This is a genomic window from Cellulomonas sp. P5_C5, from assembly GCF_054049655.1.
Genome location: NZ_JBFULY010000025.1, coordinates 83996 through 101337, shown reverse-complemented (window position 1 = coordinate 101337; position 17342 = coordinate 83996). Strand labels below are relative to the sequence as shown.

The 17342-nt window shown below is 72.6% G+C and carries 16 protein-coding genes; 11 read left to right on the top strand and 5 right to left on the bottom strand.

The window, feature by feature from the left end:
- Both ACXJKF_RS17510 and ACXJKF_RS17505 read left to right on the top strand, forming a co-directional pair.
- A partial coding sequence (locus tag ACXJKF_RS17510) for a M3 family metallopeptidase (RefSeq protein WP_456788993.1) occupies nucleotides 1-1396 on the top strand: 1396 nt, incomplete at its 5' end.
- 38 nt (nucleotides 1397-1434) lie between these two features.
- Complete coding sequence (locus ACXJKF_RS17505) at nucleotides 1435-2784, top strand: M20/M25/M40 family metallo-hydrolase (protein WP_456788992.1); 1350 nt, start codon at nucleotides 1435-1437, stop codon at nucleotides 2782-2784.
- A 45-nt stretch (nucleotides 2785-2829) separates the two neighbouring features.
- Here the strand turns inward: ACXJKF_RS17505 and ACXJKF_RS17500 are convergent, their stop codons facing one another.
- Nucleotides 2830-3078 (bottom strand): DUF5703 family protein, encoded by a 249-nt coding sequence (locus ACXJKF_RS17500; RefSeq protein ID WP_456788991.1) that lies wholly within the window; start codon nucleotides 3076-3078, stop codon nucleotides 2830-2832.
- Nucleotides 3079-3189: 111 nt separating this feature from the next.
- Between ACXJKF_RS17500 and ACXJKF_RS17495 the strand changes: the two genes are divergently transcribed.
- Complete coding sequence (locus ACXJKF_RS17495; RefSeq protein WP_456788990.1) at nucleotides 3190-3486, top strand: primosomal protein; 297 nt, start codon at nucleotides 3190-3192, stop codon at nucleotides 3484-3486.
- Here ACXJKF_RS17495 and ACXJKF_RS17490 read toward each other — a convergent pair whose 3' ends face one another.
- Complete coding sequence (locus ACXJKF_RS17490; RefSeq protein ID WP_456788989.1) at nucleotides 3487-4446, bottom strand: aldo/keto reductase; 960 nt, start codon at nucleotides 4444-4446, stop codon at nucleotides 3487-3489.
- A 78-nt stretch (nucleotides 4447-4524) separates the two neighbouring features.
- Here ACXJKF_RS17490 and ACXJKF_RS17485 point away from each other — a divergent pair, with 78 nt between their 5' ends.
- Nucleotides 4525-5409 carry an undecaprenyl-diphosphate phosphatase gene (locus ACXJKF_RS17485; protein WP_456788999.1) on the top strand — a complete coding sequence of 295 codons (885 nt, stop codon included), beginning with the start codon at nucleotides 4525-4527 and terminating at the stop codon, nucleotides 5407-5409.
- A gap of 3 nt (nucleotides 5410-5412) precedes the next feature.
- On the opposite strand, the gene ACXJKF_RS17480 is transcribed toward ACXJKF_RS17485, so the two are convergent.
- Nucleotides 5413-6378: a CorA family divalent cation transporter gene (locus tag ACXJKF_RS17480; RefSeq protein ID WP_456788988.1), complete on the bottom strand. Its 966-nt coding sequence runs from the start codon at nucleotides 6376-6378 to the stop codon at nucleotides 5413-5415.
- An 85-nt stretch (nucleotides 6379-6463) separates the two neighbouring features.
- On the opposite strand from ACXJKF_RS17480, the gene mshC reads away from it, so the two are divergent.
- The gene (mshC, locus tag ACXJKF_RS17475) at nucleotides 6464-7723 is read left to right on the top strand and encodes a cysteine--1-D-myo-inosityl 2-amino-2-deoxy-alpha-D-glucopyranoside ligase (protein ID WP_456788987.1); all 1260 of its coding nucleotides are present in this window, start codon (nucleotides 6464-6466) and stop codon (nucleotides 7721-7723) included.
- 126 nt (nucleotides 7724-7849) lie between these two features.
- Nucleotides 7850-8842: an IS481 family transposase gene (locus ACXJKF_RS17470; protein WP_456788986.1), complete on the top strand. Its 993-nt coding sequence runs from the start codon at nucleotides 7850-7852 to the stop codon at nucleotides 8840-8842.
- Between the two features lie 126 nt (nucleotides 8843-8968).
- Here the strand turns inward: ACXJKF_RS17470 and ACXJKF_RS17465 are convergent, their stop codons facing one another.
- Nucleotides 8969-9826 carry a PAC2 family protein gene (locus tag ACXJKF_RS17465; RefSeq protein ID WP_456788985.1) on the bottom strand — a complete coding sequence of 286 codons (858 nt, stop codon included), beginning with the start codon at nucleotides 9824-9826 and terminating at the stop codon, nucleotides 8969-8971.
- A gap of 101 nt (nucleotides 9827-9927) precedes the next feature.
- Between ACXJKF_RS17465 and ACXJKF_RS17460 the strand changes: the two genes are divergently transcribed.
- Nucleotides 9928-10620 (top strand): HAD family hydrolase, encoded by a 693-nt coding sequence (locus ACXJKF_RS17460; protein WP_456788984.1) that lies wholly within the window; start codon nucleotides 9928-9930, stop codon nucleotides 10618-10620.
- A 4-nt stretch (nucleotides 10621-10624) separates the two neighbouring features.
- Here the strand turns inward: ACXJKF_RS17460 and ACXJKF_RS17455 are convergent, their stop codons facing one another.
- Complete coding sequence (locus ACXJKF_RS17455) at nucleotides 10625-11569, bottom strand: RecB family exonuclease (RefSeq protein ID WP_456788983.1); 945 nt, start codon at nucleotides 11567-11569, stop codon at nucleotides 10625-10627.
- Between the two features lie 71 nt (nucleotides 11570-11640).
- Between ACXJKF_RS17455 and ACXJKF_RS17450 the strand changes: the two genes are divergently transcribed.
- From ACXJKF_RS17450 to dop, 4 genes are all read left to right on the top strand, one after another.
- The gene (locus tag ACXJKF_RS17450; protein ID WP_456788982.1) at nucleotides 11641-12774 is read left to right on the top strand and encodes a site-2 protease family protein; all 1134 of its coding nucleotides are present in this window, start codon (nucleotides 11641-11643) and stop codon (nucleotides 12772-12774) included.
- Nucleotides 12775-12785: 11 nt separating this feature from the next.
- Nucleotides 12786-13817: a tRNA (adenine-N1)-methyltransferase gene (locus tag ACXJKF_RS17445; RefSeq protein ID WP_456788981.1), complete on the top strand. Its 1032-nt coding sequence runs from the start codon at nucleotides 12786-12788 to the stop codon at nucleotides 13815-13817.
- A 151-nt stretch (nucleotides 13818-13968) separates the two neighbouring features.
- Nucleotides 13969-15603: a proteasome ATPase gene (gene arc / locus ACXJKF_RS17440; protein ID WP_456788980.1), complete on the top strand. Its 1635-nt coding sequence runs from the start codon at nucleotides 13969-13971 to the stop codon at nucleotides 15601-15603.
- A 48-nt stretch (nucleotides 15604-15651) separates the two neighbouring features.
- Complete coding sequence (gene dop, locus ACXJKF_RS17435; protein WP_456788979.1) at nucleotides 15652-17274, top strand: depupylase/deamidase Dop; 1623 nt, start codon at nucleotides 15652-15654, stop codon at nucleotides 17272-17274.
- Nucleotides 17275-17342: the final 68 nt, after the last annotated feature.

Here is a 17342-nt window from a genome sequence, read left to right as displayed (position 1 = left end):
GCCGACGCAGCAGGCGCCGCTGGCCGCGCTGCGCGACCGTGGGCTGCGGGAGCGGGTCTTCCGCGCGTCTGCCGGGCGTGGGGCGTCCGGGCCGCACGACACGCGCGCGACCCTGCTGAGCCTGGCCCGCACGCGCGCCGAGCGCGCCCAGCTCCTCGGCTACGCGCACCACGCGGAGTACGTCGCCGCCGACGCGACGGCGAAGACCGCGCAGGCCGTCTCGGACATCCTCGAGCGGCTCGCTCCCGTGGCCGTCGCCAACGCCCGCGCCGAGGGTGCCGACCTGGCCGAGGCGCTCGGGCACGACCACCCCGGCGCCCGGCTGGAGCCGTGGGACTGGCAGTTCTACGCCGAGCAGGTCAAGAAGGAGCGCCGTTCGCTGGACGACGCCATCCTGCGTCCCTACCTGGAGCTGGAGCGGGTGCTGGCCGACGGGGTGTTCCGTGCGGCGACCGAGCTCTACGGCCTGACGTTCGCGGAGCGCCACGACCTGGTGGGCTACCACCCCGACGTGCGCGTGTTCGAGGTGTTCGACGCGGACGGCAGCGAGCTCGGCCTGTTCCTCGGCGACTTCTGGACGCGCGAGTCCAAGCGCGGCGGGGCGTGGATGAACAACCTCGTGGACCAGTCGACGCTGCTCGACGAGCGTCCCGTGGTGGTCAACAACCTCAACGTCCCGAAGCCGCCCGAGGGGGAGCCCACGCTGCTCACGTGGGACCTGGTCATCACCCTGTTCCACGAGTTCGGCCACGCGATCCACGGCCTGCTCTCCGCGGTGCGATGGCCCTCGCAGTCCGGCACCGCCGTCCCGCGCGACTTCGTGGAGTACCCGTCGCAGGTCAACGAGATGTGGGCCTGGGACCCGTCGATCCTGCGGTCGTTCGCGCTGCACCACGAGACGGGCGAGCCGATGCCGTCGCAGTGGGTGGACACGCTGCTGGCGGCACGCCAGGACGGCGAGGGGTTCGCGACCACCGAGTACCTCGCGGCCGCGCTGCTCGACCAGGCCTGGTACCGGCTGTCGCCCGACGAGGTCCCGACGGACGTCGACCAGGTCGAGGCGTTCGAGGCGGCCGCCCTGCAGCGCGCCGGCGTCGACTACACCCCGGTGCCGCCGCGGTACCGGACCACGTACTTCAACCACATCTTCGCCAGCGGGTACTCGGCCGGCTACTACTCGTACATCTGGTCCGAGGTCCTCGACGCCGACACGGTCGAGTGGTTCCGGGAGAACGGCGGGCTCGACCGGCGCAACGGCGACACGTTCCGGGCGGCGCTGCTGTCGCGCGGGGGTTCGCTCGACCCGATGCAGGCGTTCCGTGACCTGCGCGGTCGTGACCCCCTGATCGACCCGCTGCTGGCACGTCGAGGACTGACGGGGGCGACCCCGAGCTGACGCCGAGCGCGCAACCGGAGGCCGGTACGGTGGACGGCATGCCCGTCACCCACCCGGCCTCCGGCGCGCCCGGCAACAGCTCTCTGACCGCGCAGGACGAGGTCGTGCAGATCTGTCGTGACCTGATCCGCATCGACACGTCGAACTACGGCGACGACTCCGGGCCGGGGGAGCGGGCAGCCGCCGAGCACGTGATGGGCCTGCTCACCGAGGTCGGCCTGGACCCCGAGCTGTTCGAGAGCGCGCCCGGGCGGGCCAGCGTCGTGGTGCGGCTCGAGGGCGAGGACTCGTCGCGTCCCGCGCTCGTGCTGCACGGTCACCTGGACGTCGTGCCGGCGCGGGCCGAGGACTGGTCCGTCGACCCGTTCGGCGCCGAGGAGCGGGACGGCCTGGTCTGGGGCCGCGGTGCCGTCGACATGAAGGACATGGACGCGATGATCCTGTCCGTCGTCCGGCAGATGGCCCGGGAAGGGCGCAGGCCGGCGCGGGACGTCGTCGTCGCGATGTTCGCCGACGAGGAGGCCGGCGGCAGCCTGGGGGCGCGCTGGGCGGTCGACCACCGTCCGGAGCTGTTCGAGGGCGCCACCGAGGCGATCAGCGAGGTCGGCGGGTTCTCGGTCGACGTCGACGGCCGGCGCGCCTACCTGCTGCAGACCGCCGAGAAGGGGCTGTCGTGGATGCGGCTCGTCGCCGACGGGCGTGCGGGGCACGGCAGCCAGGTCAACGCCGACAACGCCGTGACGCACCTGGCCGAGGCGGTCGCGCGACTGGGCCGGCACGCTTGGCCCCTGCAGCTGACGCCCACCGTCAGTGCGCTGCTCGAGGGCGTCGCCCAGCTCACCGGGCTGCCGTTCGACCCGGAGGACCCCGAGGGCGTCGACCGGCTCGTGGCCGCGCTCGGCCCGGCGTCGAAGTTCGTCGGGGCGACGCTGCGCCACACCACCAACCCCACCCAGCTGACCGCGGGCTACAAGGCGAACGTCATCCCCGGCTCCGCGGAGGCGACGGTCGACGGCCGCTACCTGCCGGGCCTGGAGGACCAGTTCGTGCGGACCGTCACCGAGCTGGCGGGGGAGCACGTGAGCATCGAGCGGATCCACCACGACACGGCGCTCGAGGTGCCGTTCAGCGGGGACCTGGTCGACCGGATGGTCGAGTCGCTGCTGGCCGAGGACCCCGACGCGACCGTGCTCCCGTACACCTTGTCCGGGGGCACGGACAACAAGTCGCTGTCGCGGCTCGGCATCCGCGGCTACGGCTTCGCGCCGCTGCGGCTGCCGGCCGACCTCGACTTCGCGGGCATGTTCCACGGCGTCGACGAGCGGGTGCCGTCGGACGCCCTGCGCTTCGGCACCCGCGTCCTGGACCGGCTCCTGCGGACCTGCTGACTCAGCGGGTCCGCGCGTCGAGGACGACGCAGCGCTCGACGCCCCCTAGCCCGAGGTCTCCGTCAGGGTGCTGCGCACACGGATGATCTTGCGCCGCAGCCAGACCTTGCGCTCGCCACCGGCGAACAGGAGCGTCCTCGACAGCTCCCAGCGGCCCAGCTCGGCCTGCTCGGTCAGCATCCGGCGCGCGTCGTTCCGGGACGTCGCCGCCGGGATCCGCAGCACGCGGTACTCGTACTGACCACCTTGCGCGACCCAGTCGGGCCGCTTCGTCCGTGTCTGACCGTGTGCCATTCGCCACCCCGTCCCGCAACGGCGCTGCGCCGCGACGATAGAGAGTCCGAGCCTCGTGCCGGAGAACCTTACGCGCTGCCATTGTGCCTCGCAGACGACTACGGTCGTCGCATGACCGTCGACCCGCGTGCCGCGCTGGACCGCCTGATCGCAGCCCTCGAGGCCCACTACACCGCCGTCGCCGCACCGCACGGCGAGGACGACCCCGCAGTCGACGACGCCTACGACATCCTGGCCGACGCCTTCGAGGTCTACGACGACGCGCTGGGCACCGTCCACGGCGAGGCCACGCCGTTCTACCTCGCGGAGGAGGACGACGGCGAGGACGACGAGGACGACGAGGACGAGGACGACGAGGACTACGACGACGCGGACGTCGACGACCTCGCCGACGAGGCCAGCCGGTAGCTAGAAGCGCTCGGGGTAGCCGAGCGTCGGCGCGCTGACCTCGTCGAGGGCCCTGCGCAGCTCGTCGGGCAGCACCAGGTCCTGCGCCGCGATCGACGCCCGCAGCTGCGTGGCGGTGCGGGCGCCCACGATCGCCGACGCGACCCCACGCCCCTGCACCCACGCGAGCGCGACCTCGAGCGGCGTCCGCTCCAGACCGGAGGCCGCGGTGGCCACCGCCTCGACGATCGTCGCGGACGCCCGGGCGAGGTAGGGCTCGACGAAGCCCGCGAGGTGCGGCGACGCGGCCCGGGAGTCGGCCGGGATGGTCCGGCGGTACTTGCCCGTCAGGACACCGCGCCCCAGCGGCGACCACGCGAGCACCCCGACCCCCAGCGCGACCGCCGCGGGCACCACCTCACGCTCGATCCCGCGCTGCAGCAGCGAGTACTCGGCCTGGACGGCCGTGAGCCCGACCTCGCCCTCGAGCAGGCTCGCCGCCCGGGCCACCTGCCAGCCGGCGTGGTTGGCCAGCCCGACGTAGCGCGCGCGCCCGCTGGTGACGGCCAGCCGCAGCGCGGACACCGTCTCGTCGAGCGGGGTGCGCGGGTCGGGCGTCTGGACGAGCCACAGGTCGACGTGGTCGGTCTGCAGGCGGCGCAGCGAGCCGTCCAGCGACGCCAGGAGCCCTCCGCGGGAGGCGTCCACCACTCCGCCGCTGCTGGTGCGCCGGATGCCGGCCTTGGTGCACAGGACGACCTCGTCGCGCGGGACCACGTCACCGAGCAGCTCACCGAGCAGCGCCTCGGCGCCCCCGTCGGCGTAGGAGGCGGACGTGTCCACCAGCGTGCCGCCGGCGTCCGTGAAGTCGCGCAGCTGCTCCTTGGCGTCGTGCTCGTCGGTGTCGCGGCTCCAGGTCATCGTGCCGAGCCCGAGCCGGGAGACCCGCAGACCCGTGCGGCCCAGGTGGCGCTGTTCCATGAGGCGCAACACTAATCGGCGCGCGCAGGCCTGATGCGGCAACGCACCCGGCTATCGTGTCCGCTCGTGACAGAGGCCATGGGACTGGGCGAAGCGATCCTTCTGGGGCTCGTCCAGGGTTTGACCGAGTTCCTCCCGGTGTCCTCGAGCGCGCACCTGCGCATCATCGGTGACCTGCTCGGCTCCGACCCGGGCGCCGCCTTCACGGCGATCACCCAGCTGGGCACCGAGACCGCGGTGATCCTCTACTTCCGACGGGACATCGCGCGCATCGCCACCGCCTGGTGGCGGTCGGTCCGGGGCGACCACGGCACCGACTGGCGCGCACGCCTCGGGATGCCGCTGGGGCGGTCCGACCACGACACGCTCATGGCGTGGTTCATCGCGCTCGGCTCGCTCCCGATCGTCGTCCTCGGCCTGGCGTTCCAGGACTCCATCGAGCAGACGTTCCGCAACCTGTGGCTGGTCGCCCTGACGCTCGCGGGCTTCGCGCTCGTGCTCGGATGGGCGGACAGCCGGGGCGCCAAGCAGCGTCAGCTCACGGAGCTGACCGGCCGGCACGCGATCCAGTTCGGGTTCTGGCAGGCGCTCGCCCTCGTGCCGGGCGTCTCGCGGTCCGGCGGCACCATCACCGGTGGGCTGCTCATGGGCTACACGCGGGAGGCCGCCGCACGGTACTCGTTCCTGCTGGCCATCCCCGCGGTGTTCGGGTCGGGGCTGTTCCAGCTGGCCAAGAGCGTCGACGACTTCGGCAAGGGCGGCACGCCGGGCTTCGGGGCGACGCTGGTGGCGACCCTCGTCGCCTTCGTCGTCGGCTACCTCGTCATCATCGTGTTCCTGAAGATCGTCTCCACGTTCAGCTACAAGCCGTTCGTGTACTACCGGCTCGGCCTGGCCGCGCTCGTGGTGATCCTGCTGCTCACCGGCGTGCTCGACGCCAACAGCGCACCCGTCACGACGTAGCGCTCAGAGCCAGCCGGACCGCCGGAACAGCCGGTACAGCGAGTAGCAGACGGCTCCCATCGCGGCGATCGCCAGCGGGTACCCGTACGTCCAGGTCAGCTCCGGCATGTGCTCGAAGTTCATGCCGTAGATGCTGGCGACGAGGGTGGGCGCCGCCGCGATGGCGGCCCACGACGAGATCTTGCGGACGTCCTCGTTCTGCCGCACCGACACCTGCGACAGGTGCACCGAGAGCATGTCGCTGAGCAGGTCGTCGTACCCGTCGAGGTGCTTGTCCAGGCGGTCGACCCAGGCCTCGGCCCGGCGCAGCCACGGCTGCGAGCGGCGCCGGCCGGGTCCTTCCTCGGCCTCCGCCATGAGCTCGGGCAGCACGGACGTCACCGGGCTGAGCGCACGGCGGGCCTCGGCGATCTCTCGCTTCAGGTCGTAGATCTGCTCCAGCGGGTTGCGGTGCCGAGTCGTGGAGAACACGAGGCGCTCGGCGTCCGCGACGGCGTCCCCGAGGCCGATCTCGACGTCGGACGCCTCCGCGACGAGCGTGAGCACGACGACGGCGAGAACCTGGTGGACGCCCTCGTCGGGGACGGGGAACCCGCCGGTCAGCTTGGCCACCGCGTGGTCGAGCACGTGCGCGTCGCCCAGCTCCGCCATGAGGACGACGTCCTTGCCGACGACGCTCGTCAGGGTGCCCGTGCTCACGTCGTGCGTGGCGTCGTCGTAGGACAGGGTCGGCGTCGTCAGGATGAGCTCGCCGTCGGGTGACCGGTCGAGTCGGGCGCGCTGCGCGTGGTTCGGGGCCGGCGGGTGCGCGCCGGGGATGCGGTGCTCGAGCAGCGCGATGGCGCGGTCGCTGATGCCGTAGCGACGCGCAGCGTCCGACAGGTCCTCCATCGAGCCGACGATCACCCAGCGCGCGCCACGGGAACGGGCCCCGTCCTGCGCGTGCTCCCAGCCGTCGGACGTCTCCACGCAGACACGTTCACTGCGGTCGTCGGTCGATGTCAGGTGGGTCACCTGGGCATTGTGGACCCCGTGGCCCGGTTAGGCTTCCGCCGTGCTCACCTGGCCGCCCCCGTACATCCCGCAGCTCCCCGGACGAGGCCTCCCGGTCCAGGTGAGGGACTCCTCGACCGACCAGCTGGTGCTGGCCGCGACGGGGACCGACGCGACGCTCTACGTCTGCGGGATCACGCCGTACGACGCCACCCACCTGGGCCACGCCGCGACCTACGTCGCGTTCGACATCCTCGGGCGTGCCTGGCGCGACGCCGGTCACACGGTCCGGTACGCGTCGAACGTCACCGACGTGGACGACCCGCTGCTGGAGCGCGCGGCGTCGCTCGGGATCGACTGGCGTGACCTCGCCGCGGAGCAGACGCAGCTCTACGCCGAGGACATGACGGCGCTGGCCGTCATCCCGCCCGACGTCTACTCCGGCGTCGTCGAGGTCATCCCCGCGGTGGTCGAGGCCGTGGAGGTCCTGCTCGCCGCCGGTGCCGCGTACCGCGTGCCTACGCCCGACGCGGTGACGACAGACGGCCTGGGCGACGTCTACGCCGACCTCACCGCGGACATCGACTTCGGCGCCGTCGCGGGTCTCGACGACGACACCATGCGTGCGCTCTCCGCGGAGCGCGGGGGAGACCCCGAGCGCGCCGGCAAGCGCGCGCCGCTCGACCCGCTGCTGTGGCGCCGCGAGCGGGCGGGCGAGCCCGCGTGGGACGGCGGCTCGCTCGGCCGGGGCCGTCCGGGCTGGCACATCGAGTGCGCGGTCATCGCGCGGGACGCGCTCGGGCTCCCGTTCGACGTCGAGGGCGGCGGCTCCGACCTGCAGTTCCCGCACCACGAGATGAGCACGTCGCACGCACGGCTGCTCGACCAGGGCCGCGGTGCCCGGGTCCACCTGCACACCGGCATGGTCGGGCTCGACGGGCACAAGATGAGCAAGTCCCTCGGCAACCTCGTGCTCGTCTCCCGCCTGCGCGAGCAGGGCGTGGACCCGATGGCCGTGCGCCTGGCCATCCTGGCGCACCGCTACCGCGACGACTGGGACTGGACCGACGAGGGGCTGCACGCCGCGCAGGAGCGCCTGGAGCACTGGCGCGCGGCGGTCTCCGGCAACGGGGGCCCGGACGCCGACTCGACGCTCGCCGCCGTGCGGGCCGCCTTGGCCGACGACCTCGACACGCCGGCGGCCCTGGCCGCGATCGATGCCTGGGCCGACCTGTCGCTCGCCGGTACGGCTGACCCTGTCGAGGGTGCCCCGGGCGTCATCGGTCGCACCCTCGACGCCCTCCTGGGGATCCGCCTCTAGTTGTACTGCCCAGGGACGTTGGTTGATCGAGTGTGACAACACGCTCTGATTGAGCGTGGACAGGCGAAGACCTCCCGGCGTGGAGTGGGACTGCTGAAGGTTCCGCTCGACGACCAGGAGGTCTTCGTGTCCCACGCTAATGCTGCTTTGACCCCGGTGATGCGCCTGCGGATCGGCCGGCTGATCGTCGATGACGGCTGGCCGGTGGCTCGGGCGGCCGAGTGGTTCCACGTGTCCTGGCCGACCGCGAAGCGGTGGGCCGACCGCTATGCCGCGATGGGCTCCAGCGCGATGGGTGACCGCTCGAGCCGCCCGCACCGTGTCGCGAACCGCACCCCGGCGCACCTGGTGCGTCAGGTCGTGCACCTGCGCTGGAAGAAGCGTCTCTCACCGATCCAGATCGGCGCCCGCCTGGGCATGCCGGCCTCGACGGTGCACGCGGTGCTGACCCGCTGCCGGCTCAACCGGCTGTCCCACGTCGACATCCGCACCGGGGAACCGGTCCGCCGCTACGAACACCCCTACGCGGGCGCGATGATCCACGTCGATGTGAAGAAGCTCGGCAACATCCCCGACGGCGGCGGGTGGCGGTTCGTCGGCCGCCAGCAGGGCGACCAGAACAGGGCGGCCACGCCGGGCAAGGCGAAGAACCCCTGGTACCAGGCCAAGATGGGCACCGCGTTCGTGCACACCGTCATCGACGACCACTCGAGGGTCGCCTACGCCGAGATCCACGACGACGAGACCGCGGCCACCGCGGTCGGGGTGCTGCGCCGGGCGGTGTCCTGGTTCGCCGCCCGAGGCGTGACCGTCGAACGGGTCCTGTCGGACAACGGGTCGGCCTACCGGTCCTTCGCCTGGCGCGACGCCTGCGCCGAGCTGCAGATCGCCGTGAAGAAGACCCGCCCCTACCGTCCGCAGACCAACGGCAAGATCGAACGCTTCCACCGCACCATGGCTGCCGGCTGGGCATTCGCCGAGCACTACAAGTCCGAGACCGCCCGCCGCAAAGCCCTGCCAGGATGGCTCCACCAGTACAACCACCACCGACCCCACTCAGCCATCGGCAAGGTCGCACCCATCACGCGGTTGACCAACCTGCCTGGGCAGTACATCTAGCCGACGACGTCCGCACTCCGGCAGGTACGAGGCCTCCGAGGCGCGGACATCCCGTCACCAGCGCTCGCGACGTCCGCACTCGGGCGGGCTCGGGGCCCCACGAGTGCGGACGCTGCGGAAGACGGCTCAGCCGCCGGTGCCCTTGTCGCGGCGGCGCAGGTAGCGCTCGAACTCCTGCGCGATCGCCTCGCCGCTCGCCTCAGGGAGGTCGGCCGTGTCCTTGGCCTCCTCCAGCTGGTGCACGTACTCGCCGATCTCGGCGTCCTCGGCGGCCAGCTCGTCGACCCCGTGCTGCCACGCGGCCGAGTCGTCGGGCAGCTCGCCCAGCGGGACCGGCTCGCCGAGCAGCTGCTCGATGCGGTGCAGGATCGCGAGCGTGGCCTTCGGCGACGGCGGGTGCGCGACGTAGTGGGGGACCGCTGCCCACAGGGACATCGCCCGCATCCCGCGCGCCGCGGCCTCGTGCTGGAGCACCCCGACGATGCCCGTCGGACCCTCGTACGTGTTGGGCTCGAGCCGGAAGTCGTCCCGGACGCCCGCGTCCTCGCTCGTCGTGTTCACGGGGATGGGCCGGGTGTGGGGCACGTCGGCGAGCAGGGCGCCGACGGTGACCACCGTGTCGACCCCGAGCCCGGCGGCGATCTCCAGCAGCTCGGTGCAGTACCGGCGCCACCGCATGGACGGCTCGATGCCGTGCACCAGGACCACCCGCCGTCCGCTCACCGGGGCGGTCGCGACGGCCACCGCGGTCGTCGGCCAGGTGATCTCGCGGCGCCCGTCGGGTCCGGGACCGACGACGGGCCGGTTGACCTGGAAGTCGTGGTACTCCTCAGGGTCCAGCTCGTCCACCTGCTCGGCGTCCCAGACCTCGTGCAGGTGCTCGAGGGCCTGGGTGGCGGCAGACCCGGCGTCGTTCCACCCCTCGAACGCCGCGAGCAGCACGGTCTCGCGGACGGGGAGGTCGGCCGAGGAGGTCTCGCTCATCGGCCCAGCGTAAGGCGCTGCGTCGCGACGACCGGGACGGGACGCCCGCGCGCGTCGGGAGGTCACGCCGGCCGTGCAGCCGCGCCTCGTACGATGGACCGATGCCCAGCCCCTTCACCGACCTCGTCGCGCCGTCTGCCGTCCTCTGGGACATGGACGGCACCCTGATCGACACGGAGCCCTACTGGATGAGCGCCGAGACCGAGCTGGTGGAGGCGCACGGCGGCGTGTGGACCCGGCAGGACGGCCTCGCGATGGTGGGCAGCTCGATGGCCGTGTGTGCCCCGATCCTGCGGTCGCGCGGTGTCGACCTGACCGACGACGAGATCGCCGACTTCCTCAACGGCCGGGTGGCCGCCGGGGTCGCCAGCGGCATCCCGTGGCAGCAGGGTGCGCAGGAGATCCTCGACGCGCTGCACCAGGCCGGGGTGCCGATGGCGCTCGTGACGTCCTCGTTCCGCCGGCTCGCCGAGCCGTTCGCCGCAGCCGTCGGGCTGTTCGACGTCGTCGTCTGCGGGGACGACGTGACGCGGCCGAAGCCCGATCCTGAGCCGTACCTCACGGCGGCCCGGCTCCTCGGCGTCGACATCGCCGACTGCGTGGCCGTCGAGGACTCGCACGCGGGCGTCGCCTCCGCAGTCGCGTCCGGTGCCCGGGTGGTCGCCGTCGAGGTGATGCAGGCGCTCGCGCCGCGGCCCGGTCTGAGCCGCGTGGCGTCGCTGGCCGACCTGACGGTGCCGGACCTCGCCCGCATCGCCGGCGGCACCGTGCTGGACCTGCGGCGCGCCAGCTGACCGCTCAGGCGGCGGGCACGACCCCGATCGACCGCTCGACCGCACCTGCGGGGATCTCGGGCGGGGTACCGCCGAACGCGGGGCACAGGGCCTTGAACGAGCACCAGTCGCACAGCTTCGACGTGCGCGGCCGCCAGTCCCCGGACCGCGCGGCATCCTCGATGCCGCCCCAGATGGAGCGCACCCGCGCCTCGACGGTCGCCATCTCCGCCTCCGTCGGCTCGTGCGTGAGGATCACGCCGTCGCCGAGGTACTCGAGCTGGAGGCGCTTGGGGAGCACCCCACGGGTGCGCCAGATGACGTACGCGTAGAAGCGCATCTGGAAGAGCGCGGAACTCTCGAACCCGGCCCGCGGTGAGCGGCCGGTCTTGTAGTCCACCACCCGGACCCAGCCGTTGGGCGCGACGTCGACCCGGTCGATGATGCCGCGCAGCTGGGGGCCGTCCTCGTCGAGCTCCGTCGACACGAGGAGCTCGCGCTCGCGCGGCTGGATGCGGGTGGGGTCCTCGAGCGTGAAGTAGGTCGCCAGGAGGGCCTCCGCGCTGGTCAGCCACTCCGCCAGCTCCGCCGGTTCCGCGAACAGCTCACCGATCGCGGGGGAGCGCTCCAGGAGCGTGGCCCACTGCTCGGGCAGCAGGGCGTGGGCCGCCGCGAGCGTCCGCTCGGGCGCCGGCAGGTCGAAGAGGTGCTCCAGGACCGCGTGCACGAGCGTCCCGCGCGCTGCGGCGGAGCTGGGCGGCTCCGGGAGCCGGTCGATCACGCGGAAGCGGAACAGCTGCGGGCACTGCAGGAAGTCGTTCGCCCGGGACGGGGACAGCCCGGGCCGCGACGGAGGTCGCACCTCGGCCGCCGCCTCGACCGCGACCTCGACCGCCTCCTCCACCGCGTCGTCGGCGAGCGTGGCCGACGGGAGGTCGGGCGTGTCCTGGTCGAGGTGCTGCACTGTCACCTCTCGAGCGTAGGCGGGGGCGCCCACACGACGGACCACCGACCCACCGCTGCCCCACCTACTCTTGACCCGTGAGCGCCTCCCGACCCCCCGCACGACGATCGTCCGGCTGGGTGATCGGCCGGGCGGTCGGGGCCCCGATCATCCTCGCCCCGAGCTGGCTGATCGCCGCGGTCGTGCTCACCCTGATCTTCGCGCCCACCGTCCGCGCCCGGGCGGACCACCTCGGCGCACTGGTCTACGTCGTCGCGCTGGGCTTCGTGATCCTGCTCTTCGCCTCCGTGCTCGTGCACGAGCTGGCGCACGGGCTCATGGCCCGCGCCCGCGGACAGCAGCCGCGCGAGTTCGTGCTCACCCTGTGGGGCGGGCACACGGCGTTCGGTGGTGCCACGCCGACGCCCGCCAGCAGTGCGCTCATCGCCGTCGTCGGACCGATCGCGAACCTCCTGCTCGCGGCCGGGTTCCTCGCGGTCGCGCAGGGCGTCGAGACGAACAGCCTCGTCGGGCTGCTGGTCTGGTCCGGGTGCCTGACCAACGCGTTCGTCGGGTTGTTCAACCTGGTGCCCGGTCTGCCGCTCGACGGCGGGTTCCTGCTCGAGGCGGCCGTGTGGGCCGTCACCAAGAACCGGCACACGGGGACCGTCGCCGCCGGGTGGGTGGGACGCGGCGTCGCCGTCGCCGTGTTCGCCTGGGCGCTCCTGCTGCCGCTCGTGCAGGGCCGCCAGCCGGAGATCTACGACGTCGTCTGGGCCGCGCTGATGGGCGCCTTCCTCTGGTCCGGTGCGTCCGCGGCGGTGCGTGGCGGCCGCACGCAGAAGGCCGTCGGTCTCCTCACGGTCGCCTCCGTCGGACGCCGGGCGACCGGCGTGGGGCACACCGAGTCCCTCGCGCACGCCGGGGCGCTCGCCGCGGCAGCCGGCGCCGAGGAGGTCGTCATCCTGTCGCCCGACGGCCGACCGGCCGCCTACGTCGACCGTGCCGCCGCAGCGTCCGTGCCCGCCGACGTCGCGGGGACCACCCCGGTGACCGCCGTCGCCGTCCCCCTGCCCGGCGGAGCGGTGGTCGACGGCCTGCTCACGGGCCAGGAGCTGGTGTCGGCCGTGGGCCGCGCCACGGAGCACTCCGCCGTCGTGGTGGCGGTCGTGGACGGTCGCGTGGTCGGCCTGATCCGCGCGATGGACGTCGTGGCCGCCATCCGCTCCTAGACTCGGGCACCGTGAACCCCGACCAGACGTCCACCGGGGCCGCGCAGCGTCGCGGCCTCTTCCGTGCGGGCGACCGCGTGCAGCTCACCGACCCGCGCGGCCGGCTGCACACGATCACGCTCGCCGAGGGCGCGTCGTTCCACACGCACCGCGGCTACCTGAGCCACGACCTGCTCCTGGGCGCGCCCGAGGGCTCCGTCGTCCGGAACACCGCCGGCATCGAGTACCTCGCGGTGCGCCCGCTGCTCGCCGACTACGTCCTGTCGATGCCCCGCGGTGCCGCGGTGGTCTATCCCAAGGACTCCGGCCAGATCGTCGCCATGGCGGACATCTACCCCGGGGCGAGAGTGATCGAGGCGGGCGTCGGGTCCGGCGCGCTGACCATGTCGCTGCTGCGGGCGGTCGGCGACGGCGGCTCGTTGCACTCCATCGAGCGCCGGGAGGACTTCGCGGCGATCGCGCGTGGCAACGTCGAGGGGTTCTTCGGCGGGCCGCACCCCGCGTGGCAGCTGTCCGTCGGTGACCTCTCCGACGTGCTGCCCACCGTGGCGGAGCCCGGCAGCGTGGACCGCGTCGTGCTCGACATGCTCGCGCCCTGGGAGAACCTCGACGCGGTCGCCGACGCGCTCGCGCCCGGCGGCGTCTTCATCTCGTACGTCGCGACGACGACGCAGCTGTCCAGGCTCGCCGAGGACATCCGCAGCGACGGCCGGTACACCGAGCCGGAGGCCTGGGAGTCGATGGTGCGCGGCTGGCACCTGGAGGGGCTCGCCGTCCGCCCGCAGCACCGGATGATCGGGCACACCGGCTTCCTGCTCACCACCCGCCGGCTCGCGGACGGCGTCGAGGCGCCCCAGCGCCGTCGTCGGCCCGCGAAGGGCGCCTACCCGGTGGCGCCCGACGGTGCGCCCGCCGTGGACGACTCCGAGCTCTGGTCGCCCGAGGCCATGGGGGAGCGGCTCGTCTCGGACAAGAAGCTGCGCCGCGCACGCCGCGACGTAGGCCAGGCGCCTGCCCCGACGGAGACCACCAGCACCGAGTGAGGTGCCTCGTCCGCTGGTCGAGCACTCGCTGCGCGCGTCGGACCGCCTGTGTTGACACTGGTGGTTAGGGTCGTCGGACCAGCAGGCACAGAGCCGTGCACGGTGGGGACGGAGTGACGACCACGCGCGACGCGGAACGGAGGCCGACGAGATGACCGATTCGGCAGCCCCTGGACGGGACCTGCACCGAGAGCTGACAGTGCTCGCTGCCAAGAACGAGCGCCTCAGCGACGCGCTCGTGGCGGCACGGGAGCAGATCATCGACCTCAAGCGCCAGGTCGACGACCTGGCCAAGCCTCCCGGGACCTATGCGACGTTCCTCGGCTCCCGCGCCGACGGCACCGTCGACATCGTGTCGTCGGGCCGGAAGATGCATGTCGGCGCCAGCCCGTCGCTCGACGTCTCGCGCCTCCAGCCGGGCCAGGAGGTCATGCTCAACGAGGCACTGACCGTGGTCGAGGCCGGTGGCTACGAGGAGGTCGGCGAGCTCGTCACGGTCAAGGAGCTGCTGGGCACAGACCGTGCGCTGGTCGTGGGCCGGGGCGACGAGGAGCGCGTCGTGCGCTTCGCCGGCCAGGTCCGGGACGCGCACGTGCGCATCGGCGACGCGCTGACCATCGACTCGCGCAGCGGCTTCGTGTTCGAGGTCATCCCGCGCGCCGAGGTCGAGGAGCTGGTGCTCGAAGAGGTGCCGGACATCGACTACAAGGACATCGGCGGTCTCGGACCGCAGATCGAGGCGATCCGCGACGCCGTCGAGCTGCCGTTCCTGCACCCCGAGCTGTTCCGGGAGCACGGCCTCAAGCCGCCGAAGGGCGTGCTGCTGTACGGCCCGCCGGGATGCGGCAAGACGCTCATCGCCAAGGCGGTCGCGCACTCGCTGGCGGCCACGGCCGCGGCGGCGCGCGGCGAGACCACGGCCGACACGAAGAGCTTCTTCCTCAACGTCAAGGGCCCGGAGCTGCTGAACAAGTACGTCGGCGAGACCGAGCGGCACATCCGGTTGATCTTTGCCCGGGCGCGCGAGAAGGCGTCGCAGGGCCACCCGGTCGTGGTGTTCTTCGACGAGATGGAGTCGCTGTTCCGCACCCGTGGGACCGGTGTCTCCAGCGACGTCGAGACGACGATCGTGCCGCAGCTGCTCAGTGAGATCGACGGCGTGGAGCGGCTCGAGAACGTCATCGTCATCGGTGCGTCGAACCGCGAGGACATGATCGACCCCGCGATCCTGCGGCCCGGCCGGCTCGACGTGAAGATCAAGATCGAGCGTCCCGACGCGGAGGGTGCGCGGGAGATCTTCGGCAAGTACCTGGTGCCGACGCTCCCGATCCACCCCGACGACATCGCCGAGCACGGCGGGTCGGCCACGGCGGCGGTCGAGGCGATGATCACCCGGGTCGTCGAGCGCATGTACACCGAGAGCGACGAGAACCGGTTCCTCGAGGTCACCTACGCCAGCGGCGACAAGGAGGTCCTGTACTTCAAGGACTTCAACTCCGGCGCGATGATCCAGAACGTCGTCGACCGGGCCAAGAAGTCGGCCATCAAGGACTTCCTGAGCAACGGCCAGCGGGGCATCCGCGTCGACCACCTGCTCACCGCGTGCGTGGACGAGTTCCGTGAGAACGAGGACCTGCCCAACACGACCAACCCCGACGACTGGGCGCGCATCTCCGGCAAGAAGGGCGAGCGCATCGTCTTCATCCGGACGATCGTGCAGGGCAAGAAGGGCGCCGAGGGTTCGCGCACCATCGAGAACGTCACGAGCACCGGTCAGTACCTGTAGGCGGACGCGCGCGTCGGCCCACGGTCACGGGACCCTAGGGTGGGTCCCGTGACCGTGCGCCGCGTGATGGGGATCGAGACCGAGTACGGGATCCTCCAGCCCGGACGCCCGCTGGCCAACCCGATGCTGCTGTCCAGCCACGTCGTCGCCGTGCACGCCGCGGCGCGCGAGGGTGCGCGGACCAAGGCGCGCTGGGACTACGACGACGAGGACCCGCTGCACGACGCCCGCGGGTTCCACCTGCAGCGGGCCTCGGCGCACCCGTCGCTGCTCACCGACGACCCCGAGAAGCCCGCGCCCTCGGGCGACGGGCGGTCACCTGACGGCCCACAGGCCTTGCCGCGGGCCACCGCCGAGGAGTACGAGGATCCCGGCGCCGCCAACGTCATCCTCACCAACGGTGCGCGCCTGTACGTCGACCACGCGCACCCGGAGTACTCGTCGCCGGAGGTCACCAACCCGCTCGACGCCGTCCGCTGGGACCGCGCGGGCGAGCGCGTGATGCTCGCGTCCGTCCGGGCGCTCGCCTCGACGGCGGCGCTGCCGGACGTCGCGCTCTACAAGAACAACGTGGACGGCAAGGGCGCCACCTACGGCATGCACGAGAACTACCTCGTTGACCGGGCGGTGCCCTTCCACGACCTGGCGGCGCGGCTGATCCCGTTCTTCGTCACCCGCCAGGTGTTCACCGGTGCGGGCCGGGTCGGTCTGGGCCAGCGCGGTGAGGAGCCGGGCTTCCAGCTGTCGCAGCGCGCCGACTACATGGAGGCGGAGATCGGCCTGGAGACCACGCTGCGCCGCCCGATCATCAACACACGTGACGAGCCGCACGCCGACCCGGACCGGTGGCGCCGGCTGCACGTGATCATCGGTGACGCGACGATGCTCGAGGTCGCCACGTACCTGCGGCTCGGCACCACGTCGCTGGCCCTCTGGCTCATCGAGCGCGCGGTCGCCGAGAGCGGGTCCGGGGGAGCGCTGGCGGCGATCGACCGGCTGACGCTGCGCGACCCCGTGCACGCCGTCCATGTGGTGAGCCACGACGTGACCCTCACGGCTCGCCTCGAGCTCGCGGACGGGCGCCGCCTGACCGCTCTCGAGGTGCAGCGCGAGTACCTCGACGCGGTCCTGTCGACGCTCGCGCACACCGGCGACGAGCCCGACGCGCAGACCGCCGACGTGCTCGCGCGCTGGGCCTCGGTGCTCGACCGGCTGGGCACGGACCCGGCGTCGTGCGCCCGCGAGGTCGAGTGGCTGGCCAAGCTGCGCCTGCTCGAGGGCATGCGCCGTCGCGACCACCTGGCGTGGGACCACCCGCGCCTGGCGGCGATGGACCTGCAGTGGTCCGACGTGCGGCCCGAGCGCGGCCTGTACCACCGGCTGGTCCAGGCGGACGCGGTCGAGCTCCTGGTCAGTGCGGAGGACGTCGCCGACGCGGTGCTGCACCCGCCCCGGGACACCCGCGCCTACTTCCGCGGCGAGGCCGTGGCGCGGTACGGCGGAGAGATCTCGGCGGCCAGCTGGGACTCGGTGGTGTTCGACGTGCCCGGCGCCGCGACGCTCCAGCGGGTCCCGATGCGTGACCCGTTGCGAGGGACGCACGCGCACGTGGGCGAGCTGCTGGACCGCAGCCCCGACGCGACCGCCCTGCTGGACGCGCTCGGGGCCTGACCGCCACGAGTTCGTCGTCCGCACCGTGGGCGCGGGGACCGGGACCGTCGGAAGATGGGCCTAGGGTG

Coding starts and splice junctions, on each gene's coding strand:
- ACXJKF_RS17495 (WP_456788990.1), top strand. CDS start 3,190: ATGACCGTCGACCCGCGTGCCGCGCTGGACCGCCTGATCGCAGCCCTC.
- ACXJKF_RS17490 (WP_456788989.1), bottom strand. CDS start 4,446: ATGGAACAGCGCCACCTGGGCCGCACGGGTCTGCGGGTCTCCCGGCTC.
- ACXJKF_RS17460 (WP_456788984.1), top strand. CDS start 9,928: ATGCCCAGCCCCTTCACCGACCTCGTCGCGCCGTCTGCCGTCCTCTGG.
- ACXJKF_RS17465 (WP_456788985.1), bottom strand. CDS start 9,826: ATGAGCGAGACCTCCTCGGCCGACCTCCCCGTCCGCGAGACCGTGCTG.
- ACXJKF_RS17485 (WP_456788999.1), top strand. CDS start 4,525: ATGGGACTGGGCGAAGCGATCCTTCTGGGGCTCGTCCAGGGTTTGACC.
- ACXJKF_RS17505 (WP_456788992.1), top strand. CDS start 1,435: ATGCCCGTCACCCACCCGGCCTCCGGCGCGCCCGGCAACAGCTCTCTG.
- arc (WP_456788980.1), top strand. CDS start 13,969: ATGACCGATTCGGCAGCCCCTGGACGGGACCTGCACCGAGAGCTGACA.
- ACXJKF_RS17500 (WP_456788991.1), bottom strand. CDS start 3,078: ATGGCACACGGTCAGACACGGACGAAGCGGCCCGACTGGGTCGCGCAA.